Annotated in this window: 22 protein-coding genes and 4 tRNA genes; 18 read left to right on the top strand and 8 right to left on the bottom strand. The window is 70.4% G+C overall.

Features of this window, described 5'->3' with window-relative positions; translation table 11 throughout:
* Nucleotides 1–310 precede the first annotated feature (310 nt).
* Nucleotides 311–604 carry a PspC domain-containing protein gene (locus tag ABD844_RS08775; protein ID WP_344874803.1) on the top strand — a complete coding sequence of 98 codons (294 nt, stop codon included), beginning with the start codon at nucleotides 311–313 and terminating at the stop codon, nucleotides 602–604.
* Between the two features lie 5 nt (nucleotides 605–609).
* On the opposite strand, the gene ABD844_RS08780 is transcribed toward ABD844_RS08775, so the two are convergent.
* Nucleotides 610–1,893, bottom strand: coding sequence for an MFS transporter (locus tag ABD844_RS08780; protein ID WP_344874805.1), 1,284 nt, complete (start codon nucleotides 1,891–1,893; stop codon nucleotides 610–612).
* Between the two features lie 109 nt (nucleotides 1,894–2,002).
* A complete protein-coding gene (locus ABD844_RS08785) occupies nucleotides 2,003–2,353 on the bottom strand; it encodes a metallopeptidase family protein (RefSeq protein WP_425568524.1) in 351 nt (116 codons plus the stop codon).
* A 180-nt stretch (nucleotides 2,354–2,533) separates the two neighbouring features.
* Between ABD844_RS08785 and ABD844_RS08790 the strand changes: the two genes are divergently transcribed.
* From ABD844_RS08790 to ABD844_RS08855, 14 genes are all read left to right on the top strand, one after another.
* Nucleotides 2,534–3,946 carry a metallophosphoesterase family protein gene (locus ABD844_RS08790; protein ID WP_344874809.1) on the top strand — a complete coding sequence of 471 codons (1,413 nt, stop codon included), beginning with the start codon at nucleotides 2,534–2,536 and terminating at the stop codon, nucleotides 3,944–3,946.
* A tRNA-Glu gene (locus ABD844_RS08795) sits at nucleotides 3,947–4,019 on the top strand.
* An 89-nt stretch (nucleotides 4,020–4,108) separates the two neighbouring features.
* Nucleotides 4,109–4,183, top strand: a tRNA-Asp gene (locus tag ABD844_RS08800).
* Nucleotides 4,184–4,188: 5 nt separating this feature from the next.
* Nucleotides 4,189–4,262, top strand: a tRNA-Phe gene (locus tag ABD844_RS08805).
* A gap of 224 nt (nucleotides 4,263–4,486) precedes the next feature.
* Nucleotides 4,487–5,263, top strand: a complete 777-nt coding sequence (locus ABD844_RS08810; RefSeq protein ID WP_344874811.1) for a hypothetical protein — start codon at nucleotides 4,487–4,489, stop codon at nucleotides 5,261–5,263.
* A gap of 229 nt (nucleotides 5,264–5,492) precedes the next feature.
* Nucleotides 5,493–5,759 (top strand): type II toxin-antitoxin system Phd/YefM family antitoxin, encoded by a 267-nt coding sequence (locus ABD844_RS08815; protein WP_090771165.1) that lies wholly within the window; start codon nucleotides 5,493–5,495, stop codon nucleotides 5,757–5,759.
* Nucleotides 5,756–6,016 carry a Txe/YoeB family addiction module toxin gene (locus ABD844_RS08820; RefSeq protein WP_344874815.1) on the top strand — a complete coding sequence of 87 codons (261 nt, stop codon included), beginning with the start codon at nucleotides 5,756–5,758 and terminating at the stop codon, nucleotides 6,014–6,016. Before ABD844_RS08815 ends, ABD844_RS08820 begins: the two co-directional genes overlap by 4 nt.
* Before the next feature lie 68 nt (nucleotides 6,017–6,084).
* Nucleotides 6,085–6,153 (top strand) — tRNA-Phe (locus ABD844_RS08825).
* Nucleotides 6,154–6,394: 241 nt separating this feature from the next.
* The gene (locus tag ABD844_RS08830) at nucleotides 6,395–8,218 is read left to right on the top strand and encodes an AfsR/SARP family transcriptional regulator (RefSeq protein ID WP_344874817.1); all 1,824 of its coding nucleotides are present in this window, start codon (nucleotides 6,395–6,397) and stop codon (nucleotides 8,216–8,218) included.
* A 155-nt stretch (nucleotides 8,219–8,373) separates the two neighbouring features.
* Entirely contained in the window at nucleotides 8,374–8,913 is a 540-nt protein-coding gene (locus tag ABD844_RS08835) for a MauE/DoxX family redox-associated membrane protein (RefSeq protein ID WP_344874819.1), read from the top strand.
* Nucleotides 8,914–8,932: 19 nt separating this feature from the next.
* Nucleotides 8,933–9,442, top strand: a complete 510-nt coding sequence (locus ABD844_RS08840; RefSeq protein WP_344874821.1) for a hypothetical protein — start codon at nucleotides 8,933–8,935, stop codon at nucleotides 9,440–9,442.
* Complete coding sequence (locus ABD844_RS08845) at nucleotides 9,439–11,316, top strand: ABC transporter ATP-binding protein (RefSeq protein ID WP_344874823.1); 1,878 nt, start codon at nucleotides 9,439–9,441, stop codon at nucleotides 11,314–11,316. The genes ABD844_RS08840 and ABD844_RS08845 overlap by 4 nt, the downstream gene beginning before the upstream one ends.
* A gap of 130 nt (nucleotides 11,317–11,446) precedes the next feature.
* Nucleotides 11,447–13,360 (top strand): AfsR/SARP family transcriptional regulator, encoded by a 1,914-nt coding sequence (locus tag ABD844_RS08850; protein ID WP_344874825.1) that lies wholly within the window; start codon nucleotides 11,447–11,449, stop codon nucleotides 13,358–13,360.
* A 78-nt stretch (nucleotides 13,361–13,438) separates the two neighbouring features.
* Nucleotides 13,439–13,633 (top strand): hypothetical protein, encoded by a 195-nt coding sequence (locus ABD844_RS08855; RefSeq protein ID WP_344874827.1) that lies wholly within the window; start codon nucleotides 13,439–13,441, stop codon nucleotides 13,631–13,633.
* Nucleotides 13,634–13,816: 183 nt separating this feature from the next.
* Here ABD844_RS08855 and ABD844_RS08860 read toward each other — a convergent pair whose 3' ends face one another.
* The 5 genes from ABD844_RS08860 to ABD844_RS08880 form a co-directional block, all read right to left on the bottom strand.
* Nucleotides 13,817–14,338 (bottom strand): RICIN domain-containing protein, encoded by a 522-nt coding sequence (locus ABD844_RS08860; protein WP_344874829.1) that lies wholly within the window; start codon nucleotides 14,336–14,338, stop codon nucleotides 13,817–13,819.
* 634 nt (nucleotides 14,339–14,972) lie between these two features.
* Entirely contained in the window at nucleotides 14,973–15,284 is a 312-nt protein-coding gene (locus tag ABD844_RS08865; RefSeq protein WP_344874831.1) for a hypothetical protein, read from the bottom strand.
* A 44-nt stretch (nucleotides 15,285–15,328) separates the two neighbouring features.
* Nucleotides 15,329–17,131, bottom strand: coding sequence for an ABC transporter ATP-binding protein/permease (locus tag ABD844_RS08870; RefSeq protein WP_344874833.1), 1,803 nt, complete (start codon nucleotides 17,129–17,131; stop codon nucleotides 15,329–15,331).
* Nucleotides 17,132–17,255: 124 nt separating this feature from the next.
* Complete coding sequence (locus ABD844_RS08875) at nucleotides 17,256–19,841, bottom strand: FtsX-like permease family protein (protein WP_344874835.1); 2,586 nt, start codon at nucleotides 19,839–19,841, stop codon at nucleotides 17,256–17,258.
* The gene (locus ABD844_RS08880; RefSeq protein WP_344874837.1) at nucleotides 19,838–22,879 is read right to left on the bottom strand and encodes an ABC transporter permease; all 3,042 of its coding nucleotides are present in this window, start codon (nucleotides 22,877–22,879) and stop codon (nucleotides 19,838–19,840) included. The genes ABD844_RS08875 and ABD844_RS08880 overlap by 4 nt, the downstream gene beginning before the upstream one ends.
* A 163-nt stretch (nucleotides 22,880–23,042) precedes the next feature.
* On the opposite strand from ABD844_RS08880, the gene ABD844_RS08885 reads away from it, so the two are divergent.
* From ABD844_RS08885 to ABD844_RS08895, 3 genes are all read left to right on the top strand, one after another.
* A complete protein-coding gene (locus tag ABD844_RS08885) occupies nucleotides 23,043–23,492 on the top strand; it encodes a helix-turn-helix transcriptional regulator (RefSeq protein WP_344874839.1) in 450 nt (149 codons plus the stop codon).
* A gap of 5 nt (nucleotides 23,493–23,497) precedes the next feature.
* Entirely contained in the window at nucleotides 23,498–23,908 is a 411-nt protein-coding gene (locus ABD844_RS08890; protein WP_344874841.1) for a VOC family protein, read from the top strand.
* Between the two features lie 88 nt (nucleotides 23,909–23,996).
* The gene (locus ABD844_RS08895; RefSeq protein WP_344874843.1) at nucleotides 23,997–24,356 is read left to right on the top strand and encodes an ArsC/Spx/MgsR family protein; all 360 of its coding nucleotides are present in this window, start codon (nucleotides 23,997–23,999) and stop codon (nucleotides 24,354–24,356) included.
* Nucleotides 24,357–24,441: 85 nt separating this feature from the next.
* Here the strand turns inward: ABD844_RS08895 and ABD844_RS08900 are convergent, their stop codons facing one another.
* Nucleotides 24,442–26,496, bottom strand: coding sequence for a cellulose binding domain-containing protein (locus tag ABD844_RS08900; protein ID WP_344874845.1), 2,055 nt, complete (start codon nucleotides 26,494–26,496; stop codon nucleotides 24,442–24,444).
* Nucleotides 26,497–26,558 lie beyond the last annotated feature (62 nt).

Genomic DNA, 26,558 nt, shown 5'->3' on the forward strand with positions numbered 1-26,558 from the left:
GGTTCGTGCTCGACAACTTCCGGGGTGCCGGGCGACCGCCGCGGGCTGAGCGACTTCCGGGGTTGAGCGGCCTCAGGGCGGAGAGACCTCACGGCTGAGCGCGCCCCCACGGGCCCAGGGCCCCAGGGCTCCAGGGATGAGCGACCTCGGCTGCGTGCCCCGAGCAGGAATGCACCCCACCCGCCCCACGTTCCCCAAACGCCAGCGCACCCGCCCCACAAGCGCGCACCCAATCGCATAGGGGACTACCAGGGTTCGGCCAGGGGGAATCCTGATGTGCGGACGCGTGCCCGCCGGGCAGTCTTGGGCTATGAGCGAATACAACGTCAAGAAGCTGCGCCGGACCCACAAGGGCAGGATCATCGCGGGCGTCTGCTCCGGCGTCGGCGAGTACGTGGGGGTCGACGCCAACATGGTACGGATCGCGCTGGCGATCGCCACGCTGTTCGGCGGCCTCGGCGTCGGCATCTACGCGATCGGCTGGCTCCTCATGCCCGACGAGGAGCACGACACGTCGATCGTCCAGGACCTGGTCAGCAAGCAGCAGGAGAACAAGGCGACGTCGTCGGACTGGAGCAGCGAGGAGCGGCCGTACCAGAAGTGACGTGGTCAGGCGGTGGCCTCGGCACCCACCTGGGCGGACTTGTCGCGGGCCTCGGTCCACATCAGGGAGAGCACTGCCGCGCCGATCACCCCGGCGGCCCCCGCCAGCGCGACGACCGGCTCCGGGCCGAGTCGCTCCGCCGCGAAACCGCCGACCAGGATGCCGATCCCCTGTACGGCCATCAGCCCCGACTGCACGAGGCCGAACGCCTGGGCGCGACGTTCGGCCGGTACGTACTGGACGAAGGCGGCATTGGCCGCGAGCTGGTACGCCCCGCCGACCCCCGACAGGACCCACGCCGCGAGCACCACGGCCAACGGCGGCCGTAGCGCGGTCACGATCAGGGGCGCGCAGCTCAGGACGGCCATCCACCCCATGAGCCGCAGCCGCCGCGGTGGCGAGACGAACCTGCTGTACAGGAACGCCCCCACCACCGTCCCGGCCGGCATGGCGGCCATCAGCAGGCCGGTGATGACGGGCACCGGCAGCCCGTCCGTGGCGAGCCTGGCCGCGTACGGTGCCGCGATGCCCTCGGGCAGGATGTAGAAGCCGCAGAGCCACGCGAAGAGCACGAGCGTCCGCAGATGCCGCGAACCGAACACCAGCCGGGCCCCGGACGCCGTCATGCTCCACATGGACAGCTTGCCGCCGTGCTGGTGGGCGGCGGGACGGCGGCGTACGCCCGAGATCAGGATCAGCGCCGATCCGAGGAACGTCGCGGCGTCGAGGGCGAGCGCGCGGTGCGGGCCCATGGTCGCGATGAGCGCTCCGCCCGCGGCGAAACCGAGCATCTGGACGGCCTGGTTCGTCATGTTCTGCAGGGCCGAGCCCAGGACGTACGCGTCGCCTTCGAGCACCTCCGGCAGCAGCGCCGCCCGCGCGGCCGAGAACGGGGCGCCGAGCAGCACCACCAGGAACACCAGCGCGCACAGCGACCAGAACGGCATGCCGGGCACGGCCATCACGCCCACCAGCGCGGCGCGTACGAGGTCGCAGGCCAGCATGACGCCCCTGCGGGCGAACCGGTCCGCCAACCCGGCCAGCAGCGGCCCGCCGACGATCGAGGGCAGGTAGGTCAGCGCGTAGACCGCCGCCGTGGCCAGCGCGGACCCCGTGCGGTCGAAGACGAGCACGGCGAGCGCCACCTGGGCGAGCTGGTCGCCGAGGAGCGACAGGCCCTGGGCGTACCAGAGCGACCGGAACTCTCCGACGGCGATGACTTCCCGATATGTGACTTGTGGTGCTTCTCCGGCACGGCGATGCCGTCCCGGCGGCCGTGGTGCCCGCATGGCCCCCATTGGACTCCGCTGTGCCTGACTCAGGGTGCTCGCTATGTCACCTAAGGTGCCCGACCGACGAGTTGACCGCAACCCAAAGCAGCCAACCAAAAGCAAAGGGTTACCAGCCCAATTCGTGAAGCCTGGCGTCGTCGATGCCGAAGTGATGCCCGACTTCATGCACGACCGTGATGCGCACCTCGTCGACCACGTCCTCCTCGGTGTCACAAATCTGACATATCGGATTGCGGTAGATCTCGATCCGGTCGGGCAGAACAGCGGAGTACCAGTCGCCGCGTTCGGTGAGGGGGACACCGGTGTACAGGCCGAGCAGGTGGGGCTCCGGCGGGTCATCGACGACCGTGACGACGACGTTACTCATGGCGCGGGTGAGGTCTGGGGGGATGGTGTCCAATGCCTCGGCCACGAGTTCCTCGAACTTCTCCCGCGTTACCTCGATCACGCTTGCCATTCTGCCCCGTCCGTCAGGTAGGCAAGAAACTGTATGAAGTTCGCGCACAGGTCAAAGGCACTCCTTCGATCACGCGGCTCGAGGACGGTGGCGGTTCTCCTCGTGGCCGCAGTTGGTGCTTGGCTGGGTATCTTCCTCAGCGGCACCGTCCATGCACAGGTGGGTCCGGTGGAGACCGGGATGTCCCTCCGCCCCGCCTGGGACGGCGAGACGGTCGTCGACGCCAGCCCGCTCGGCACGCTCACCTTCCGCACCCACGAAGCGCCGCTCAGGCTGCGCATCACGCTGGAGAACATCGACCAGGAACGCGCCAAAGCCCTCCTCGAGGACCCGCGCCTGGCCGACCGCCTGCCCGGCGTGATCGAGACCGACCTGCTGGACGGCGTGCGCGCGCTCATCATCCGCTCGCTGCTCTGCGCGGGGGCGGGGGCGCTGCTCGCCGTCCTGATGGTCTTCAGGCGGCCTAGAGTGGCCCTGGCGGGCCTTCTGGCGGCCTCCGTGGCCCTGGCCGCCACGGGAGCCCTGGCGGCCCTCACGTTCCGTCCGAGATCGCTCGTCGAGCCGCGCTACTCCGGACTGGTGGCCGCCGCGCCGTCCCTGGTCGGCAGCGCGGAGGCGATCGTGACGAAGTTCGAGTCGTACCGGTCGCAGCTCACCAAGCTCGTGACCAACGTCTCGAAGCTCTACGAAACGGTCTCGACTCTCCCTCTGTACGACGCCGACCCCAAGACCATCCGCGTCCTGCACGTCTCCGACATCCACATCAACCCCATCGCCTGGAACGTCATCCGCTCACTCAAGGACCAGTTCGCCGTCGACATGATCATCGACACCGGCGACATCTCCGACCACGGCACCAAGGCCGAGAACAAGTTCGTCGACGAGATCAGCGGCCTCAAGGTCCCGTACGTGTACGTCCGCGGCAACCACGACTCGATGACCACCCAGAAGGCGGTGGAGAAGCAGAAGAACGCCATCGTCCTGGACGACAGGTCGCAAAAGGTGGCCGGGCTGACCATCTACGGGCTCGGGGACCCGCGCTTCACCCCCGACAAGTCCGTGCCCGTCAACTCGACCCCGCAGGCGCTCGGCCAGTTCGCCCGCGCCCACCTCGCCGGGGTGGGCGAACCGGACCTGATCGCCGTACACGACCCCGACGTCGGGCGCGGCTTCTCCGGCGTGGCCCCCATGATCCTGGCCGGTCACACGCACGACCGGAGGACGAACATGCTGCCGACGGGCACCCGCATGCTCGTCCAGGGCTCGACGGGCGGGGCCGGCCTGCGCGCGCTCGAACACGCCCAGCCCACCCCCGTCCAGGCGTCCGTCCTGTACTTCGACAAGGAGACCCGGCGCCTGCGTGCCTGGGACGACATCACGCTCGGCGGGCTCGGGGAGCAGTCGGTGTACATCCAGCGTCACGTGGAGCCCAACCCGCAACGTATGATTTCCCCGGAGCCAACGAACGGCCCGTCTCCAACGGGATCGATCACTGGCACCGGGTCACCGACCGCCGGTTCGTCGCTTTGGCATCAGGGGCAATCGTCCCCTATGCTTCAGAGGTCTCCGACGGAAGGCGACAGGGAATCCTGAGCCCCCATCGTCTAGCGGCCTAGGACACCGCCCTTTCAAGGCGGCGGCACGGGTTCGAATCCCGTTGGGGGCACTGCGAGCGCCTGGCGCACCGCAAATCGGCTGGCCAAAGGTCACCGAAGAGCTGGTAAGCTAAGCGAGCGCAAACAGCAAGAAACGCAAGGTCCTGTAGAGCAGTTTGGAGTGCTCGCCACCCTGTCAAGGTGGAGGTCGCGGGTTCAAGTCCCGTCAGGACCGCTCTAGGTCAGGTAGCTCAGTTGGTACGAGCGTCCGCCTGAAAAGCGGAAGGTCGGCGGTTCGACCCCGCCCCTGACCACATCACACGACCAGCAAGAACACCCCGAACGGATCACCGTTCGGGGTTTTTTGATCTCCAGTGACAGCAGCAGTGACAGCAACGTCGCCGCCTCCGCTGCTGGGCCCGTCCATGGCAGGCTGATGCTCGTGTGGTTACTTCCTTGGCCTCTAGCGAAAGATCCGGATCACGGCACGGTGTTACCCAGGGCGCTTCGGACAGTTCGTGCCGTCGACACTGCCACGATGATCGAATTGCTGCGTGAGACCTCAGGCTCTGTCAAGCCGCAGGCCATCGAGCTTCGGGCTGCTCATCTTGCTTCGGGCGGAACCCACTATGTGATTCCATGGCCACGTAGGTCGTGGGATGTGCCGGTAAAAGGCTGCATCTCTGCGGCCATGGTGCTCAGAATGAACGACGGTGCGCTCATCAAGAGCGGTCTTAACAGGCCTGTACCGATGCTGCGGTTCCAGCAGCTTCCCAAGACGCTGTCACGATGGGAGGAGCATCGGACAGCGCGGCGCGCCAGGGGCATAAGGCGGGACTTCCATGTGTGGTCCCGTGATCACCGGCACGACCACAGTTGCAAGCACCCGCGCTGCGTTGAAGAGCGTGACGGCCACTGCGCCTGCTACACGTTCTCGGAAGACACGCGGACAGCGCGTGACCGTCCCGCTGGATTGGAACGTGGTTCGGCGCAGGAGGCCGTCAGGGGCTTGATGGCCAAGGGGTTCATGGAGATTCGTGCCGTCAGCCACCTGGCGGAGCGCGCGTTGGCCGATGGGGAGACCGATGCGGCACTGAGGCATCTGGAGCACATGCGCATGATCGCCAACGTGTGTCACAACCTACCGGCCGATTTTCTGCCCAAGCGGCGCAAGGCCCGCGAGCGAAAGGTCATCGAGAGCCTCCGATTCCACCTACGGGAACTCGGCCCCGACGATCGTGCTGCTCAGTGGGTCGCGGGGCACCTGGAAGGTCGGGGGTTCGACTACGTTCGTGTTCTCCGCGATCGGATGTAATGGAAGCACGCTCGATAACGGCGTCACCGAGCGTGCTTGATCTTCAGCCCTGAAGGCGGCTGGCCATCCGAGGGCGTCGCCCAGCCTGCGCAGGGCAGTGCGCTTGTCGTCGAGGGAAGCGTGGGCGTAGATCGTCATGGCTACTTCGACGTCGCTGTGGCCGACGATGTCGCGGACGACCTGGGGCGGGACGCCCACCTTGATGTACATCATCATGTACACTGATGGAATGAAGGTGATGACTATGTCCGAATCGCGGGCCAACTACGCCGCCACCCTCGACGCCGTCATCGATGACCAGGAAGAGGTCCTCATCACCCGCCCCGGCGGAGAAGGCGTCGTCATGGTGTCGCAGCGCGAATACGAGTCGATGCGCGAGACGCTCTATCTGATGGCCTCTCCTGTCAACCGCAGGCGGCTGTCAGAGGCGGTCGCCCGCCTGGAGGCCGGCGGCGGCACCGTCCGCGAACTGGCCGATGAGGACACCACCTCGTGAAGATCCTTTTCGACGAGCTTGCCTGGGAGGACTACTGCTACTGGCAGCGAGAGGATCGACGCATCCTCAAAAGGATCAATCAGCTGATCGCCGACGTAGCCCGAAACGAGAACGAGGGCATCGGCAAGCCAGAGCCGCTGAAGTATGAATGGGCCGGCTACTGGTCCCGGCGCATTACCTCAGAACACCGGCTCGTCTACCGCGTCAACGACGACACCATCCTGATCGCCGCCTGTCGCTATCACTATGAGAAATAGCGGCCGTCCGGCCGGCAAGCCCCGGCAACCCGCTGCGTCACCGCCTGCATGCGTCCGACCATGGCCTCGATCAGCGAGCAGGGTTGTTGTCCCGCCTGAAAAGCGGAAGGTCGGCGGTTCGACCCCGCCCCTGACCACAGTCATTGACCTGCTATAACGCCCCGGAGCGAATATCGCCCGGGGCTTCTTCGTGACGAACTGCGTGACATCCGTCGTGGCGGCGCGCGCCTTCGGGCGGAGTGGAACGGCGAGAAGAACACGGAGAACGCCCCGGACGGCTCATCGTTCGGGGCTCTTTTCGTCTATGGTCACAGGGCATCGCCCCGTACCTCGGTCGGACGGCGTTCGAGCGTTCGGCCGGAGTGAAAGGCGGGACTGTTGCGGTTTCGACTCCTCGGCCCGATGCGGATCCAACCCGGTGACACACCCCTGCGGATCGCGGCGCCCAAGCAGCGCACCCTCCTCGCCATGCTGCTCGCGCAGGCCCGGCACACGGTGCCGGTCCACTCCCTGGTGGCCGAGGTGTGGGACCAGCGACCTCCCGCCTCGGCGGTGGCGAACCTGCGTACCTATCTCATGCGGCTGCGTCACCTGCTCTCCACCTGTGGCGACCACCCGGACGGAGAGCGGCTGGTCACCTCGGAGGGTGGTTACCTGCTCCGGGTCGAGCCCGCCGAGCTGGACCTCTTCCACTTCGAGACGTTGTCCGGCCACGGTCGCCGGTCGCTGGAGCAGGGCGACCTCGAAAGGGCGCACGACGAGTACGTCAAGGCCCTCGCGCTGTGGCGGGGCGCGGCGGTCGAGGACGTGCCGCTCGGCCCGGCCCTGAGAGAGGTCGTCGCCCACCTGACCGACCGCTACCTGAGCACCGCCGAGGAGTTCACCGGGGTTCAGCTCGCGCTCGGCAGGCACGCCGCGGCGGCCGAGCGGCTGCGCGCGTTGACGGTGCGCCATCCGCTGAGGGAGGGGTTGCACGGCAGGCTCATGGTCGCGTTGTACCGGTGCGGGGACGTGGCCGGCGCACTGGCCGCGTTCGGGGCGGCCCGCCAGGTCCTGGCCGACGAACTCGGCGTGGCGCCCGGTCCCGAACTGCACCGGTTGCACCAGGCGATCCTGCGCAGGGAACCGGACGTGGAGCTGCCGGGCGGGCCGGCGGCCGTGCGGGTGCGGAACGACCACCGGCGGCCACGCCAGTTGCCGCGCGAGCCGGTGGTGTTCGTGGGCCGGTCGACGGAGCTCGCCCAGGCGCTCGGCGTGCTGGACCGCGAGACGACGGCGGGATTCGGCGCACAGGTGCTCGCGCTGCACGGCCCCGCGGGAGCGGGGAAGTCGGCTCTGGCACTGCGGGCGGCGTACCTGGCCGCCGATCACTACGCCGACGGCCGCCTCTACGCCGATCTGCAGGGTTCCGCCCCGGACCGGCCGCCGCTGCGGCCCGTGGAGGTGCTCGGCCGGTTTCTCCGGGCGCTGGGGGTGCCGCACGACGACGTACCGGCCACGCAGGCCGAGGCGGCGGCCGTGTACCAGTCGCTGCTGGCCGGCCGGAGAGTCCTCGTGCTCCTGGACAACGCCGTCGACGCGGCGCAGGTGACGGACCTGATTCCGGGCGGCGACGGATGCGCGTCGCTGGTCACCAGCCGGATCATGCTGTCCACCCTGGACGCCGTACAGATCTCCGTCGGCATGCTCGACCCGCAGGACTCGGTACGGATGCTGACGCTGCTGGCGGGCGAGACCCGGGTGACCGCCGAGCCCGAGGCGGCGGCCGACCTCGCGCACCTGTGCGGTCACCAGCCGCTGGCGCTGCGCATCGCGGGCGCCCGCCTCGCCGGCCGGCCCGACTGGTCACTCGGACGCTTCGCCGAACGGCTGCGGGACCGGCGGCGGCTCGACGAACTGCAGACCGCCGGCCTGAGCGTCCGCTCCGGCTTCGAGGTGAGCCTCGCGTCGCTGGCGGAGAGCGCGAGCCCGGTCAAGGACGTGGCCATGCGCGCCTTCCTGCTGATCGGCGCGTTCGACCTGCCCGAGATCGGCATCGAGCACGCCGCCGGACTTCTCGGCGTCGAGACGAAGGTCGCCGAGGCCGCGCTCGACGAGTTGCTGAAGGCACGCCTGCTCGAACCGATCGGCGCCGACCGTTTCCGCATGGACGATCTGCTGCGGCTCTTCGCGGCCGAGCTGGCGGAGCCGGCCCCGATGTAGCGCCGGTGTACCGCCTTTGTAGGCGCTCTCTCTAGCGTCCTGAGCCAACACGGCATCCGCCTGGTACGGCGCGTACTTCCTGAGGGTCTGCTGACGGCTCCGACGGCGTTCGGCGTCGCCGCGGGGCCCGGCGGGAATGGGAACGGACTGGCCAGATGATGCTCTATCTGCTGACGACCTGCCGGGTACTGCTCGTCGGGGTCTTCGTGCTGGCGCTCGCGAGCAAGGTCCGCGGGCGTGCCGCCTTTGACGCGTTCGCCGCCTCGATCAGGGCGCTCGGGCTGCTCTCGGGTGCCGGATCGGCGGTGGCGGCGTACGCGCTGGTGGGGGTGGAGGCGGCGGTGGTGCTCCTGCTGTTGTTCCCGTCCACCGCGATCGTGGGGCTGACCGCGGCGGTCGCGACCCTCGCCGCCATGACCGCCGGTATCCTCGCCGCGCTGCGCAGGGGGCGGCGCGGGCCGTGCCGGTGCTTCGGAGCCTCCGACACACCGCTCGGCCGGGTGCACGTGGTGCGCAATCTGCTGCTGATCACAGGTGCGGCCGCCGGGCTCGCGGCCGGACTCGCCGGTGCGGGCACGGGGTCTCCCGCCCACCCCGCCGGCCTCGCCCTGGCGGCGGTCGTGGCCGCCGTGGGCATCCTGGTCGTCGTACGACTGGACGACCTCGTGAGTCTGTTCACCGCCTCGTCTCGATGACCGGAAGTGAGATCGTCCGATGCCCTTTCTGATCGCCGCCATCGTGCTGGTGGGTGCGCTCTGCCTGTTCGATCTGGTGCTCACCTTCGCGGTGCTGCGCCGCCTGCGCGAGCACAGCGCCGAGCTGGAGCGCCTGCTCAACGAGCCGAGGACGCTGCCCTATGATCCCTCGTTCCTGATCGGACGTACGCTGCCGGGCGCCGCCACGCGTGCCGTGCCCAGCCCGCGGCTCGTGGGGTTCTTCGACGCCGACTGCGGCACGTGTCACGAGCACGCCCCGAAGTTCGCGGCCGAGGCCCGCCCCGGCACGGCCCTGGCGTTCGTCACCGGTGCAGGGCGGCAGGTCCAGAACCTGGTCGACGTGGTCGGCGAGGCGTCCGCCGTCGTCGTGGCGGAGGAGGCGGCCGCCGTGGTGGCCGACCTCGGCATCCGGGCGTTCCCGCTGTTCCTGCGGCTCGACGCGGAGGGCAGGATCGTACGGGCGGACCTGGACGTGGAACGCCTGGCCGAAACGGCCTCGACGGTATGAGCCCGGCGTCCGCCGCCGACGACGCGCCGGGCGACGACCTGCCCAGGAGACCGCTGCACCACGCCGCCGCGGTGGCGCTGCTGTCCTGGCGGGCCGGGCCCGGCCTGGTGGTGTGCCAGCTCGCGGTCACGATCGTCACCGGCCTGCTGCCGACCGGCACGGTGTGGGGGACCAAGCTCCTCGTCGACGGGCTCACCGCCGGTGACCCGGATCAGGCATTGCGCGCGGCCGGCGGCCTCGCCCTGCTCGGCCTCGCCTCGGGAGTCCTGCCGCATCTCACCGCCTACCTGCGGGCGGAGCTGGATCGGCGACTGGACCGGCTGCTCCAGGACGAGCTCTATACCGCGGTCACCGGCTTCCAGGGTCTGTCACGCTTCGAGAACCCGGTGTTCCTCGACCGGCTGCGCATGGCGGCGGAGGCGACCGGCGGCGCGCTGACGCCGGTGACCTCGGGACTGTTCGACGCAGGACGCAATGTGATCACGCTGGTCGGTCTGCTGTTCAGCCTGACGCTGCTGAGCCCGGCCATGGCGGGCCTCGTGACGGTGGCCGCCGTTCCCGTTCTGATCGCGCGGATGGCCATGGTCAGGCGGCGCGTGGGAGTGCTGGCCGGGCTCTCCGCCACGGCGCGGCGTCAGATCCTCTACTCGTCGCTCATCACCGACGTCCGGGCGGCGAAAGAGGTTCGGCTGTTCGGGCTCGGCGGCTTCCTCAAGGGCCGGGTGCTCGGCGAGCTGGCCAGGTCGCAGGCCGGTGAACGACGGCTGGACCGGCGCGAGGCGGTCATCCAGTCGCTGCTCGCCCTGCTCTCCACGGCCGTCGCCGGAGCGGGGCTGCTGTGGGCGGTGTTCTCCGCCCTGAGCGGAGGGCTGAGCCTCGGTGACGTGACGGCGTTCGTCGCCGCCGTGGCGGGGACGCAGACCGCGCTGACCGGGCTGGTGGAGACCGTGGCGGGAGCCCATCAGGCGCTGTTGCTCTTCGGCTACCACGCCGAGGTGACGTCGATGCCCGACGACCTGCTGCCGCCGCCTCGCGAGAGCGCCGAGCTGCCCGCGATGCGGCACGGCATCGAGCTGCGCGACGTGTGGTTCCGATACGACGACAGCCATCCATGGGTGCTGCGCGGAGTCGACCTCACCATCCCGTACGGCGCCTCGGTGGCGCTGGTGGGGCTCAACGGGGCCGGCAAGAGCACGCTGATCAAACTGCTCTGCCGCTTCTACGATCCGACGCGCGGCGCGATCTACTGGGACGGCGCGGACCTCCGCGACGTGCCGCCCGGCGAACTGCGCCGCAGGATGGGCGTGCTCTTCCAGGACTACATGTGCTACGACCTCACCGCGGCGGAGAACATCGCGATGGGGGAGATCGACGCCCTGCCCGACCGGGCCAGGATCGAGGCGGCGGCCCGCCTGGCCGGTGCGCACGACATCGTCCGTACGCTGCCGCGGGGCTACGACACGCTGCTCAGCCGGATCTTCTTCGGACTGGAGGACGAGAACGACCCGCAGGCCGGGGTGGTGCTCTCCGGCGGCCAGTGGCAGCGCCTCGCTCTGGCCCGCGCGCTCCTCCGTGAGGGGCGCGACCTGCTCATCCTCGACGAACCGAGCGCGGGCCTGGACGCCCAGGCCGAGCACGAGATCCACAGCCGGCTGGTCGAGCACCGCGCCGGACGTACCAGTCTGCTCGTGTCGCACCGGCTCGGCGCGGTCCGGGCCGCGGACGTGATCGTGGTCCTGCGCGACGGCGAGATCGTGGAGCAGGGCACGCACGACGACCTGATGGCGGTCGGCGGCGAGTACGCCGAGCTGTTCGAACTGCAGGCGAAGGACTATCTGGCCGAGGCCGAGCCTGCCCGGACCCTGCTCCGCTGAAGATCGGGAAAGGTGCGATGAACGCGGTCACATGGGTGCTCTGCGGGTTGTCGGCCGCCGTGTTCGTGCTGGTCGTGGGCCCTTGGCGGGTTCGCCGCAGGTGACGTCAAGCCGGCGACGGAAGTGACTCGTGAGGTTCCAGCTTCTCGGTCCCCTGTGCGTCCAGCCCAGAGGGACGCCCATCCGGATCTCGGCACCCAAGCAACGCACCGCCCTCGCCATGCTGCTCGCGCACGCCGGACGCACCGTGCCGATCCGGTCTCTGGTGGCGGAGGTGTGGGACGGGCGGCCTCCCCGCTCGGCTGTGCCGAACCTGCACACGTACGTCATGCGTCTCCGGCACCTGCTGTCCGCCGCCGATGATCGAACCGAGGGCCGGCTGGTCACCGTCGAAGGTGGTTACCTCCTGCTGGTCGAGCCCTCCGAGCTGGACCTGCTCCTGTTCGACGGGCTGCTCACGCACGCCAGGAAGGCGCTCTCCCGAAGGGACCTGCGCGCGGCGGAGGACGCGTACGACCGAGCCCTCGGGATCTGGCGGGGGACGCCCGCGGCGGACGTGCCCTTGGGCCCGGTGCTCCGGAATGTGGTCGCCGACCTGACCGACCGCTATCTGAGCACCGTGGAGGAGCACATCGACGTCCGGCTCGCGCTCGGCTCGCACCGGGTGGAGGCCGACCGGCTCCGCGACCTGACCGCGCGATATCCGCTGCGGGAGCGCCTGCACGGCCAGTTGATGGTGGCGCTCCACCGGTGCGGGGACGTCGCGGGCGCGCTGGAGGCGTTCGCGACGGCCCGCCGGGCCCTGGCGGACCGGCTCGGGCTCGACCCCGGCGCGGAACTGCGCCGATTACACCGGTCGATCCTGAACGGGGACACGGGTCCGGGTCACTGGGGCATCCACCCCGGCACCCACGCGTACACCGGAGTCGTCACGCTCGCCGGCGGAGACGGGCATCGGCGTCCACGCCGCCTGCCTCCTGAGCCCGCGGCGTTCGTCGGCCGGCGATCCGAGTTCGCGCGAGCGAGCGACGTGCTGCGCGCGAGCGCGCCGCCGGGCGCCGGAGTCCGGGTGATCGCGCTGCACGGCGCGGGCGGCGTCGGCAAATCGGCATTGGCGCTGCGTCTGGCGCACAGTGCGGCCGGCCGTTACACCGACGGCCTGCTCTACGTCGATCTGCGCGGATCGAGTCCCGGTGCCTCGCCTCTGCGGCCCGCCGAAGTGCTCGGGAGCTTCCTGCGCGCCCTTGGCGTTCCCGGGCGTGAGGTGCCCGGGACGACGGCGGAGGCGGCCGCCGCCTACCGGTCGCTGCTGGCCGACCGGCGGATGCTGGTGATCCTCGACAACGCGGTCGGCGCCGAGCAGGTGATGCCGTTGATACCGGCGAGTGACGGCTGCGCCGTGTTGATCACCAGCCGTACCATGCCGGCGACCGTGGACGCGGTGCCGATCGCGGTCGGCCTGCTCGACGAGGCGGACGCGGTGCGCCTGCTGTCGCTGCTGGTAGGGGAGTCCCGGGTGGGCGCCGAGCCCGAGGCGGCGGCGGACGTGGTCCGCTGGTGCGGCTACCACCCGCTGGCGTTGCACATCGCGGGCACCCGGCTGACAGGACGTCCGGACTGGTCCTTGCGCAGGTTCGGCGAGCGACTGCGCGACCGGCGACGGCGTCTGGACGCGTTGCGGGCACCCGGTCAGAGCATCCGGTCCTGCTTCAAGGTCAGCTACGAGCTGCTGACCGACCGCGCGGGCCCGGTCAGGACCGTGGCCGCCCGCGCCTTCCGGCTGCTGGGCGCGCTCGACCTGCCCGAGGTCGACCTCGGGCACGTCGCCGCGCTGCTCGGCGTCGATCCGGGCCTGGCCGAGGCGGCACTCGACGAACTGGTCGAATTTCGCCTGCTGGAGCCGGCCGGCGCCCGCTTCCGTATGCACGACCTGGTCAGGCTGGTGGCGGCGGAGCTCTCAGCCGCCCATGACGCGCAGGAGGGGCGAACCCGCGCCGTACGGCGGGCCCGGCCGCTGACGGCGACCAGCGGGAGGGGACTGTAGCGCCGATATACGGGTGGTCGTATGCCCTGCCGATAGCTTCCTGATCAAGATGTACCTCCACGAAAGGAGCGAACCGCCATGATGGGCACACTGGAAAGGCTCGGCGACCGGGTTCTCGAGATGCTGGTGCCGAAGGCGACCGCGAAGGCCGACTCCTCCTACTACGTGACCTGCTCCTGCTCGCAGATGGTGCGGAAGAGGAAGCTGTGCCACGTCGTCGGCGGCACGTCCGGGTGCACCGCCTGCATCTACACCGACGTCTGGTTCTGCTAGGGCTTCGGATCCAAGCGACGGCTCCACGCCAGGGGCGGGTGGGCCTCCCTGGGAAACGAGGAATGCCCCACCCGCCCGTACGACCTCATCGGATCAGGCGCAGACCCGCGTCCGATCCCAGTCCATAACCGTCACCCGCTGCCGCTCCTCGAAACGAGGGTCAAGCAGGGTTCGTCAGCCCTCTCAAGAAACAGGGACCGCCCTTTGCATCCAGTTCTGATCCATGTTCGTATTGCTGTGCCACTGGATGACCGGCGCGCCCTTGCTCAGACTGCTACGGGCAACGGCCAGGTACATGTCGCTGTTCTCGTTCAGCAGGCCCCAGCCGTTCCCGGAGCCCATGGAAATCACTTTCCACTTCTGCTCGAGGCCCCCGTTGCATTTCCATTGGATGGCGCGCGCACCGGCGGCCAGGCTGGCGCCGCCAATGGCGAGGCACTTGTCGCTCTTGCGGTTCCTGAGCTCCCCGTTGCCCGCCCAATACCAAAACTGGCTACGGTTTCCGGTGCATTCCCACTGGATGGCGTATGAGCCATTGGCCATGCTGCCGTTCTCGATGGCCAGGCACAGGTCGTAAGCACCATTGTAGGGACGCAGTTCGAACGTGGTTGCGGCGTTGGCCGGTGCCGTGCCGGCAAGCGACGTCGCGATGGCAGCCGAACCGGCCGCCATCGCGATAGAGGCCTTTCGGAGAATGTTGTTCACAAGTCGCCCTTCCGATAGATGGTCTGACTCCTGAGAAGCCGTCGACCAGGAGATCCGGTTATCGATGCTGCGTCGATGTCGATGTCGATGTCGATGGCGGGGGCGAACAGACGAGTCACCCCGCGGCGGGCCACATGCCGTCCGCAGTCGATGTCGGCGACCTCGGGCACGGGACCAGCACGGCGAACTCTGCGCCTCAGATGTTTCGCGGGTCAAAGCAGACCAGCTTCACTTCCCACTGTCCAATATCACTGCGAGCCGGTCATCGATAATGAATCGGATATCACGCCTGATCTAGGCATGGCATGGCCGCAGGCCAGGAACCGGTGATGGCCGCCCGCACGACGTCATGGTGATGAAACTGTTGGTTGATCGCTAACTAAGCATGCATGTCCGGGAGGAAAACGGGCGCCGTTGATCGCGGGAACGTGCCAGCGTGACACGGTTGTGGCCAGTGCGATCCGGGTTCCGTCCTGGCGAATGTTCTTCTCCCGGAGGTTCTATACCCTGGCGTCCGCCGTTCGTTGTGATCACTTGAGTCCGTCCGCGCATGGAGCATGCGCTGATGTGCTGGGCCGTTTCATCTGTTCCGCATGCCTCGAAGCAGGTGCCGACAAGAAACAGACGGCCTCATCTACAGGGAGAAAACCTGCGTGGACGCCGCCACGCTTGTCGCGGCTTCGTCGCCGGGCGCCGCATCGGCCAACTCGAACCTGCTACCCGATCTCTGGGTGAGAGCCTTCAATGGTGCGACCAATGATGTCGCCACAACAGGGCTGTGTTTGGCCCCCGTTGACTGGGTGTCAGGTTCGCCGACTATGATCACGTACTGCGGAACAGAAACAGCAAGCTGTGGCTGGCCGTCGCCGGTGGCAGCTTCAAAGCAGGCGCCAAGGTGATCCAGTGGAAGGACGGCCATAAACTGGAGCAGCACTGGCAGCAGCACCGCATCCGTTAGAAATCGATCATCTGACGCGACCGGTCGGAGGGCTATCCGGGCGCGGCGTCGATGCCCCAGCGGCCAGCGCCGAGTAGGTGCAGGTGGTGGGTGTGGAAGGCGCTGAGGGTGCTGCGGTGGCCGACGCTGACGAGCATGCACTGTGGCAGGCGTTCGCGGATGAGCCGGTAGAGCGCGTGTTCGAGGCCCTCGTCCACGGCGGAGGTCGTCTCGTCGAGGAAGGCCAGGCTGGGGCGGGTCAGCAGGATCCTGGCGAACCCGAGCCGCTGCTGCTCACCTGGCGACAGCGTGCGGGTCCAGTGGGTCTCGTCGTCGAGGCGGTCCTCCAGGTGGCCGAGCTGAACCCAGCGCAGCGCCTCGCGGGCCCGATCCTCGCTGATCAGGTCGCCGGGTTCGGGGTAGGCCAGCGCGGTACGCAGACTCCCCAGAGGCACGTACGGCTGCTGCGACAGGAACAGCGTGTGCGTCCCCACGGGACGGCGGACGATGCCGTGGGCGTGCGGCCACAGGCTGGCCAGGCTGCGGAGCAACGTGGTCTTGCCGCTTCCTGAAGGCCCCCTGACGAGGAGCGCCTGCCCCGGGCTCAGGCTCAGGGTCAGGCCCTCGATCAGCGGCTGGCTGTTGGGCCGCCACACGCGCAGGTCCTCGATCTCCAGCGCGTCGGCCCGGTGGATGACGGCCGGGCCCGACAGGGCGCGCGACTCCTGGTTGGCGTCCATCAGGGCCGTGAGCCGTTCCAGTGTCGCCCGGTAGGAGGCGAAGTCCCCGTAGGAGTTCCTGAAGAAGGACAGCGCGTCGTGCACCTGGCCGAAGGCGTCGGCGGTCTGGGTGACGTCGCCGAGTGAGATCGTTCTGTGGAAGAAGCGCGGCGCCTGGATGATGTACGGGAACACCACCGACGCCTGCGACACCGCGCCGTTGAACACCTGGAGTCTCAGCGACCGTTTGGCATAGGCCCAGGCGTTGCCGATGACGGAGGAGAATCTGGCGGTCAGCGTCGTCCGTTCCACCCCCTCGCCGCCGTAGAACGCGACGTTCTCGGAGTTGTCCATCAGCCGCATCAGGGCATAGCGATACGAGGCGGACAGCTTCTCCTGGAGGAAGTTGAGCCGGATCAGCGGGCGGCCGATCCTGAAGGCCACGAACGACGCGATGATCACATAGGCGTAGGCGAGGAAGACCATCGCCCTGGGCACCTGGTACCCGAAGATCGTCATCGCCCCCGACAGCGACCAGAGGACGGCGGTGAACGACATCAGCCGCAGCGCGGCGGCGATCGCGTTGAGCGAGAGGCCGTAGGACTGCTGGGCGAACATCGAGATGTCCTGCTCGATGCGCTGGTCGGGGTTGTCGACCGGGGCCGTGACGAACCTGCCCCGGTGGTAGGCCCGCCCGTTCAGCCAGTCGGCGAGCGCGTGGTCGTTCAGCCAGGTACGCCAGCGGATGGTCAGCCGCTGGGCGATGAGATAGGCGAGCTGGCTGCTGGAGACGTAGATCGCCGCCAGCACCCCGATGACGAAGACGTGGAACCAGAACGTGTCCGCGTTCATCGCCTGCAGCGACGTGAACAGGCCGTTGGACGCGTACGACAGCAGCACCTCGAGGCGCACCCCGAGCACGGTCAGCCAGAGCAGGAGCAGCAGGGTCAGGAGCAGCCGCCAACCGGCCCAGGTGCGGCCGGGCCGGAAGTAGGCGAACGCCAGCCGCCGGAACTGCCGCCCCCAGCGCGTGTAACGCGTCAGCAGCAGGACCGCCACGGCGCCACCGAGGACGATGCCACCGGAGTGCTCCGCGGTCGAGGTGAATGACGTGAGCCATTCGTGCCGCCAGTCCATGACCATGAAAATCCCAAAAGTCCTATATGTGCCCCTTTGGGAAGGTTAACGGATCGGGTAGCGTGCCCCCACGTTCCGTACAAGTCCTTGACCTGCGCTTTCCCTGCGGACCGCTACGGCGCGTTCACAACAGGTCACCCACGCGGAGGACGGCGCCGAGGTTGCGGCGGCGGCCGACGGCGGTGTGCGCGTACGCGCCGAGCACAGCGCAGACGGCCAGCCCGCCCGCCAGCGCCAGGGGCGTGAGCAGGCCGGGGGAGTAGTCGCCGACGGGCAGGCCGCCGGCGTACGAGGCCATGTCCACGCCGGGCCCGAGCGCCCCCGGCAGCACCAGGCCCAGCCCGAGGCCCACCAGCGCCGTGACGAGGACCATGGGCAGCAGCTCCAGCACGGTCAACCGCCTGGCCTGCCGGTCGGACAGGCCCAGCGTACGCAGGAGCGACACCGCCCTGACCCGGTCGGGCGCCCCGATGACCAGCGACAGGACGATCGCGGCCAGCGCGTACGCCCCCAGCGCCACCGTCACCACGAGCAGCGTCGAGGAGACCGTGCCGGTGAGCGGGTCGGCCCGGATGGCGGCCAGCGCCTGCTGCTGGGTCTCCACGGTGGCCGACGGGACCAGCCGCGCCAGCTCGGCGGGCGCGGCGTCGCCCTTGATCAGCAGGGTGTTCGCGGCGGGCCAGGGCAGCACCTCACGCGGCACCAGGAGGAACTGCCCGCTGGAGTAGAACCCGGGGACCGAGTCGATCACGCCCTGGGCGGTCAGCGTCACCGGCGACAGCCACCGCATCTCGAAGGTCCCCCGGCCGCCCAGCCCGGGGGAGAGCAGCGCGGACCCGCTTCCTGACAGCGTGGGCAGGTCGATGGGCGCGTCACCGGCGACCTGCCGCCACTGCGCCAGGTCCACGGCGACGGCGTACGGCCGCTCCCCGGTGTCACCCAACTGCACCCGGCCCGTGTAGGCGAGCGCCACCTGCTCGACCCCGGGGGCCCGGCGTACGCGCTCGATGGCGTCGGCCGGGATGTCCCCGACCGAGGTCAGCTTGATCGGCGCGCCCACCTTCTGCCAGGACGCCATCTGCTGCGTGGTGGCGATCCCGTCGTGGATCACCGCGGCGAACACCGACACGCTCAGCGCGGGCAGCAGGATCAGCACCGGCAGCGCGCTGGCGGAGCGTGCCCTGGCCGCCCTGGTCAGCCCCAGGAACGGCACGGCGCCCCGCCCCCGCGCGGCCAGCCGGACGAGCAGCCGCAGCGGGTACGGGTAGCACCGCAAGGTGATCAGCGCGGCGGCGAGCGCCAGCGCGACCGGGATCAGCAACAGGAACGGATCCTGCTGCGCGGACCCGGCCGTCCCGCGGGCCCGCAGCAGGTACGCGCCCACCGGCGCGAGCACGACGACCAGCGCCTCCACCGTCACCCGCCGCGCGGACGGCCGCACCGCCACCACATCGTCGCGGTGCTCGTGCAGCGGCGTGCGATGCGCGAGCACCACCCGCGTCACGGCGAAGACCACGGCGGCGACGGCCACGACCGCCGGCCCGAGGTGCACGATCGGCAGCACGGGCCCCGGCACGAGGTACGACAGCGCGTACCCGGCCAGGGCCGCGGGCCACACCGCGAGCACGGTCAGCGCGGCCCCCGCGCCCGCCACCTGCCACAGCGACCCGCCGCGCGCCCGCGCGAGCGTCAGGGTGTGCCGCATCCGGTCGGTCAGCAGCCGTACGCCCAGCGCGATCACGCCCAGCGCGACCGCGAGCAGCCCGCCGAGCACCAGGTAGACGATGGTCCGCACGGCGGACAGCGCGATCCCGAAGTCACCGAGCAGCCGGGGGAGCCCGGTGACCAGGCGGTAGTTGATGGTGCTCGTCCCCTGGACCGCCAGTTGCCGCTGGAGCTCGGCGACCGCCGCGTCGACGTCGGGTGCGGCGAGCGCGTTCGCGGCCTGCCCGTCGAGCGGGAGCACCCAGCGGTAGGTCAGGTGGTATTTCCTGCTGTCGAGCACGCTCAGCCCGTCGTCGGACATCAGCGTCGTGGTGTGGAACTCCTCCGGCGCGGTCATCGGCACCACCCAGGTGACGTGCAGGATGTCGGCGTCATGGCTCCAGGAGCGGTCGCCCGGGTCCTTGGCCGTGAAGACGCCGACGATCTTCACCGCGACCTGGGCGCTCTCGCCGATCACCTTGGTCTGGCCGATCCGCAGGCCCATCATGCGTACGGCCTCGTCCACGACGCCCACCTCGATCACCGGGATCGTGGTGCCCTGGTGGAGCATGGTGGACGACTTGCCGGGCGCGAGGCCCTGCACCCAGTCCACCCGCCGGTCGGCGTCGGACAGCCAGCCGAGGTTGAGGTAGTGGAGGGGGTCGCTGGTCTCGGTGACGGGGGTGCGGAAGGTCTTGGCGCTGACGTGACCGGCGGGCCTGACCAGGGGCCGCAGCGCCGCGGGGAGGAGTTCGCGCCAGCGGGGGTCGTGGGATTCGAGCTGGGCGCGTTCGTGCAGGTCGCCGTCGGGTGTGGCCGGTTCGCCCGTCACGGTCAGATCGGCCTGCACGGCGGGGGCGGTGGTCAGCGTCTCGCGCAGCGCCTCGTCGAACGCCCCCTGCATGGTCCTGGGCAGCCCGGCGAGCAGCAGACAGGCGACCGCCGTCAGCACGGCGAGCAGCGCCGCGGTCCCCGCGTGCTCCCGTACGCCCAACGGGATCCTCATCGGTCCTCCACGCTCTGCCCGCGCCGCAGGTGCCGGGCCAGCCCGGCGACGATCGTGAACAGCGCCCCCGCCACCAGTGCCAGCAGCGCGGCCGTGGCCGTCCACGGGATATGGAGCAGCACGCCGGGCGTGACCGCCGACGCCTGTCCGGTCAGGACGATGCGCGGGACCACCAGGTTCCCGACGACCACGGCGAGCGCGGTGCCGGCCACCGGCGACAACCCGATCACGAACGCCTGCTCCGTCACCAGCATTCCGAACATCTGACGGGGACTGGTCCCGAGCGCCCGCAGGACGGCGAACTCGGCGCTCCGCTCCCGCGCCGCGACCACGGCGTTCACCAGGAACCCGAGCACCGCGAACCCGAGCGCCGCGGCGAACCCCAGGATCAGCGCCCCCTGCAGCCCGCTGGCCAGCGGGTCGTCCCGCAGCTTGGCGGTCAGCTCACGCCGGTCGAGCGCGGTCACGTCCCACTGGGGGTGCTCGCGGAGGATCTCCCGCGCCGGTACGGTGTCGGCGGCGGCCAGCCACCACTCCGTGGCGGGGCGGGGCGACTGCGCCGCGGCCAGCTCGTACGCCTGCATCGTCCCCCAGTCGGCGAGCACGGCCTGCTGCCCGGGGGCGCTCGTCGGCATGCTCGTCACGATGCCGACCACCTCGACCCGCTGGACCCGTCCGGCCAGGCGGGCCGGTCCGCTCTGTCCGACGCCCAGCTTGAGCGCGGTGGCCAGGCCGGGGGTGAGCACCACGGGCAGCGGTTCGGGCTCCCGGGACGGGGCGAAGGCGATCACACCCGGTGCCGCGCCGACGGCCTGGGACACCGGCACGTCCCGCCCGTCCGCGCTCAGCCCGGTCAGGCGAACGGCGCCGCCCGGCCCGGTCGGTTCGCCGGTGATGAGGCCGCGCAGGGCGAGCGGGTACGTGATCTCGCCGGAGCGTCCGGCCAGCGCGGCAAGATCGAGGTCGATCCGGTTCGCGCCCTCCCGCAGGTCGCCCAGCGGCAGCTCCTGCCACACGCCCAGCGCGTCGGACAGCACCAGCCGCGCCGTCGCGGCGGCGTCCGCGTCGACCCGCACGGTGAGGGCGCGCGGCTGACCGGGTAGGTCCAGCCTGCCCGCCTGGCGCCCGGCGAGGGCCAGGGACATCTGCGCGACCGTCTGCGCGGACAGGTCGGGGCGCAGGTCGAACAGCTCGCCGAGCTTCGCGGCGTCGAGCCCGAGCAGCAGCGCGCTCTCGCCGCTCACCTCGACCTGGCCGCGGAAGCCGGGGGAGGCCGCGGTGACGCCGGGCAGCGTGGTGAACGCCGTGCCGCGCCCGAGCGACCCCAGCTCCAGCCCCTCGGACGGCCCGGACAGCCGCAGGTCGGCCCCCGCCTGGTGGTCGGCCTGGTCGAGCTGGGACGCCTGCCAGGTGGAGGTGGTGGCCATGGACAGGACGCCCATCGCGATCGCCAGGGTCAGCAGCAGCGCGGGACCGGCGTACTTGAGCGGGCGCCTGCTGACCTGCCAGGCCCCCAGCGCGGGGGCGAGCGTGCGCCTGCGCGAGGTCAGCCGCTCGGCCAGCCGCGACACCCGCGGTACCAGCCGCAGCCCCAGCATGCCGCCCGCGAGCAGGGCCAGCGCCGGGCCGGAGATGATCAGCGGGTCGACGCCGAGCCCGCCCGCCGCCGTCACGGTGACCGGGGCGCCGTAGCGCTGCAACTGCCAGATCGCCAGCGCGGCCACCGCGAGCAGCGCCAGGTCCGCGCCCGCCCGCTCGACCAGCCCTCGCACGCCGCGGCCGCGCGCCGACTGCTCCTCCACGTACGTACGCCGCGCGCCCGCCAGGCTCGGCAGCGCCAGCAGCACGGCCGCGGCCAGCGCCACGCCGAACGACACGAGGAACGCGCCGAGATCGGGCGACGGCGTGAGGCGCACCCCCGAGGCCCTGATCCACGGCAGCCGGTGGACCAGCGCGAGCAGCGGCGGGCCGAGTAGCGGCGCGACGACCGCGCACGGGAGCGCCACCAGCAGCGCCTCACCGGCCGCCAGCGCGGCCAGGCGCACCGTGCCCGCCCCACGTGAGCGCAGCAGCGCCACCTCCATGCGGCGGTGGTCGGCCAGCAGCCGCGCGGTGAGCGTCAGCGCGTACGCGGCGAGCAGCAGCAGTTGCAGCACCGGGATCAGCATGGTCGAGCGGGTCACCAGGGACGCGGTGGCGAGCTGGGTGAGGATCTCGGGCAGGCGGCTGGCGGCCACGCAGTTCGCGCAGCCGGCCGCCGTCAGCCGTTCGCCCGTCTGGCCGATCGCCTCCGCCAGCGGGCGCAGCCGTTCGGGGGCCAGCGTGGTGAGGTCCGGCTCGGCGGTCCAGATGGCTCTGACGCCGGTGGCGAAGCGCGCGACGAACGTCTCCCTCGGCACCATCAGCGGCCCGTACGTGGTGTACTCGCCGCGTTCCGCGCCCCTGCTCAGCAGGTCCTCGCCCGCCCAGCGCTCGCCCATGGGGTCGTCGAGCTGGAAGACGCCCACGACGCGCACCGTGACCGGTCGCCGGTCGAGCCGCCCCTTCGTGACGAACTCCCGGCCGGTCCCGAACCCGGTGGCCACGGCCGCCGACCGCGAGATCGCCGCCTCGACGACCGGTCCGCCGGTGCGCGGCCACCTGCCCGACACCAGCCGGGCGTGCTCGCCGAGCCCGTCGTGGCTGCCGAACCTGAGCAGCTCGGGCAGCTCCTCGCCGTCCTGCCCCGGCATGACGTACGAGTCGGAGCGGAGGCTGGTGGTGACGGCCGGGGGTGTGGTGTAGACCCGGGCCAGCTCGTCCTGTACGGCCCGGTCGTAGCGGGGGAGGGTCTCGGCGGTGACCAGGGCGCTGATCGTGGTGGTCCGCTCCCGGTACGAGGCCGTCTCCATCGCCCTGCGGACGCCGGCGTCGTCGATGGAGGTGGCGTACATCGTCAGCGTCACCAGCGTGACGGTCGCCAGCAGGATCGACCCGAACGCGGCCAGGAGGAGCAGCGGCTCGCTGAGCGCCCTTTTGACGACCAACGGCCCCCGCATGCTTCCCCCTTCGCCCGCTCAGTAGACCTTCGTCGCAGGGGCGGAGCGGGAGCAAGGGCGATCTCTTCAACGGTGACGCACCTGATACGCCCGTGTGATGCGGAAACTGTGACAGAAGTGTGCGCAGGGCGTACCACCCTCAGGTGCGACGTACCATGCGCATGTGACGAGCAGACCCGCCGCGGCGCAGCACCTGCGCGACCTCGCGCTCCTGCGTCGCGTCCGTGACCGGATCGACCGGGAGTACGCGCAGCCGCTCGACGTCGAGGCGCTCGCCCGTGGCGTGAACATGTCGGCCGGGCACCTCAGCCGCCAGTTCCGGCTCGCCTACGGTGAGTCGCCGTACGGCTACCTGATGACGCGGCGCATCGAGCGCGCGATGGCGCTGCTGCGCCGTGGCGACCTCAGCGTCACCGAGGTCTGCTTCGCGGTCGGCTGCTCGTCGCTGGGCAGCTTCAGCACGCGCTTCACCGAACTGGTCGGCGTGCCGCCCAGCGTCTACCGGAGCCGGGCCGCGCGCGCGACGGCGGGGATGCCGTCGTGCGTGGCGAAGCAGGTGACGCGACCGGTCAGGAATCGAGAAGCCCGGGCCGCGCAGCCGCAACTAGCCTGACCTGTATGAACGTCTCCATTCACGCCAGCTTCCTGCCCCATGACGACCCCGACGCGACGCTGACCTTCTACCGCGACGTGCTCGGCTTCGAGGTCCGCAACGACGTCGGCTACGACGGGATGCGCTGGATCACGGTCGGCCCCGCCGACCAGCCTGGCACGTCCATCGTCCTGCAGCCGCCGACCGCCGACCCCGGCATCACCGACGACGAGCGCCGCACCATCACCGAGATGATGGCCAAGGGCACCTACGCCGGCATCGTGCTGGCCACCTCCGACCTCGACGGCCTCTTCGCGCGGCTGCGCGACGGCGACGCCGAGGTGGTCCAGGAGCCCGCCGAGCAGCCGTACGGGGTTCGCGACTGCGCGGTACGCGATCCCGCGGGCAACATGATCCGCATCCAGGAGGTGCGCTGAGCCGCCCGCCGTCCTGGGGCAAGGCTCCTTCCACAGCGTGACTTCCCGGAGAGGGGCCCGTTCCTGCGGTGGTGGATAGGGTCGGCGCATGGAGATCTGGCACAATCCACGCTGCTCGAAGTCACGTACGGCCAAGGCGGCCCTCGACGCGGCGGGCACCCCCTACACCGAGCGCCGCTATCTCGACCAGCCGCCCACCGAGGCGGAACTCGCCGCGCTCGTGACGAAACTGGGCGTCGAGCCGTGGGACATCACGCGCATGTCGGAGCCGATCGCCAAGGACCTCGACCTCGCGAACGCCCCGCGCGACCGATCCGCCTGGCTGAAGGTGCTGGCCGAGCACCCGTCCCTGATCCAGCGTCCGATCGTCATCACCGGCGACGGCCGCGCGTACGTCCCCCGCGACGCCGAGACCCTGAGGCGGGCGCTCGGCGACGACGCTTCTTGAGGCGTGCGCCCGGTTCTCCCCGTCGCCAGGCCGGGCGGGGCGGCCGAGTCACCAGGCCGAGTGGGGCCGCCCCGTCCGGCCTCGCCTATGTCGATGAACAGACCGCGCCGTTCAGGGTGAAGACGGACGGGAGCACGTTCGGGCCGGTGTAGTTGCCGACGAAACCGACCGTGGCCGACGCGCCCGTGGCCAGCGAGCCGTTCCCGGCCTCGTTGACGACCTTGACGGTCGAGCCCTCCTGCGTCCAGACCGCGTTCCATCCGCTGCCCAGGCTCTGCCACGGCCTCGGCCAGGCGAAGGACAACGTCCAGCCGTTCAGCGGGGCGCCGTTGTTGGTGATGTCCAGGGCGCCGACGTAGCCGCTGGCCCAGTCGGACTGGACGGTCAGCCGTACGCTGCACGAACTGGCCGCCGGAGTGCCGGTGGTGAACGTCAGCGGCGACGACGGCCACGACTGGGCGCCGCCGCCGTCACGGGCGATCACGTTGACCGTGTAGCGGGTGCCGGGCCGCAGGTTGCGTACGGTGAACGTGGTGCCGGTGGTCTCGCCGAGCTGCTCGGTGACGGCGCCGTTCTGGCGGAGCACCTCGTACTTGGCGATCGGGCGGGTGCCGGGGGCGGCGGCGGGCCAGGTGATGGTGGCGGTCCTGTCGGTCACGGCGGTGACGGAGGGCTGTCCAGGGGCACCCGGGCGGCCGGTCTCGGTCGCCCCTGAGCGGACGACGAGCGTGGTCAGCGACAGCGGCGGCAGCGTACGGGCGGTCGCGCTGCCGGTGGCGGACGTGGTGATGGAGGTCGCGCCGTTCGTGTGGGTCAGGACGGTCGGCGCGCCCGAGGCCGGGCTGAAGCCCACGTAGTCGATCTCCACCGGGTACGACGTGTCGGACGAGGTGTTGACCAGCAGCACGGCCAGGTCCCCGTCGGGACGGCGGGCCGCGTGCGCGCTCACCTTCGCCTGGCCGGTCGCGGCCCGGACGAACCGGTCGCCGGGCCGGGCGAACCTGCTCACCATCTGCACGGCGTAGTACGGCGCGAAGGGCGTGTTGAGCGCCGGTTCGCACACGGTGCCGTCGGAGGTGCACGTGGCGCTCGACAGCAGGCCGAAGTCGCCGTAGTCGGTGTGCCCCTCGACCTCGGTGACGGCGCCGATGCCGTTGTGCACGTTCCACCAGTCCACCGTGAACACCCCGTTGGCCAGCAGCGTGGCGTAGGCGTCCGCGGCGGCCAGGGCGCCGGGCTGGGTGTTGGTGCCGTTGCTGCTGGAGCCCGTGTTGAACTCGGTCATCGCGATGCCGATCCGCTCGGCGCCGGGCCCGGCGTGCTCGGCGAGCTGCTCGCGGGTGAGCTGGATCATGTCGGGGACGTGCCCGGCCCGGTCCAGGGCGCCCGGGTACCAGTGCAGGATCACGAAGTCGATCTTCGGTCCGGCGATGGACAGCACGACCTCGTTCCACGAGCCGCTGTCGCCCTCGGCGACGATGGCGTCGGGCCAGTTGGCGGGGGTGGTCAGCACCGCGCCGATCTTGATGGCGGGATCGACCGCCTTCATCGCGTCGGCGTAGGCCACGACGTGGCGGGCGTACTCGGCGGGGCTCTTGTCGGCGTGGTCGTCCGCCTCCCAGGCGGCGCCGTAGTGGCCGTTGCCGTAGTTCTCGTTGCCGATCTCCCAGTACGTGATGCCGTAGCCCTTGACCACGTTGGCGTGGCGCACCCAGGCGGCGGCCTCCTCGGCGGTGCCGGTGCCGTAGTTGGCGGTCACCATGGCCTGCGCCCCCGTACGTCGTACGCCGCGCATGAACGTGTCGAAGTCGGTGTTCGGGGCCACGTAGCCGCCCGGGGCGGTGTGGTCGGCCCAGTGGTAGATGTCGGAGTAGGAGCCGCCTGGGTAGCGCAGCAGCTTCGTACCGGCGTCTTTGAGGAGGTCGGCGGTCTGGTCGGTGCCCAGGTTCGTGTCCCATATCGCGTGGTTGGCGCCGAGCCCCGTCTCCGGGACGGTGGCGAGCCCGGCTCGGGCGTTGACGGTCACCGTGACCGGGTCGGTGTCGTCGGCGTGCGCGGCGGGGGCCTGCGCGGTGGGGGCGTTGAGGGCGGTCAGCGTCAGCAGGACGGCCAACGCGGCTCGTAAGCGGGTTCTCGGCATCGGCGCACCTCGTACTGGGGGGCGGGTAGTCACTCGACGCCTCCTCCTGACCAGGAAGCACC

This window comes from Nonomuraea antimicrobica, from assembly GCF_039536965.1.
In the GTDB taxonomy this organism is placed as follows: Bacteria; Actinomycetota; Actinomycetes; order Streptosporangiales; family Streptosporangiaceae; genus Nonomuraea; species Nonomuraea antimicrobica.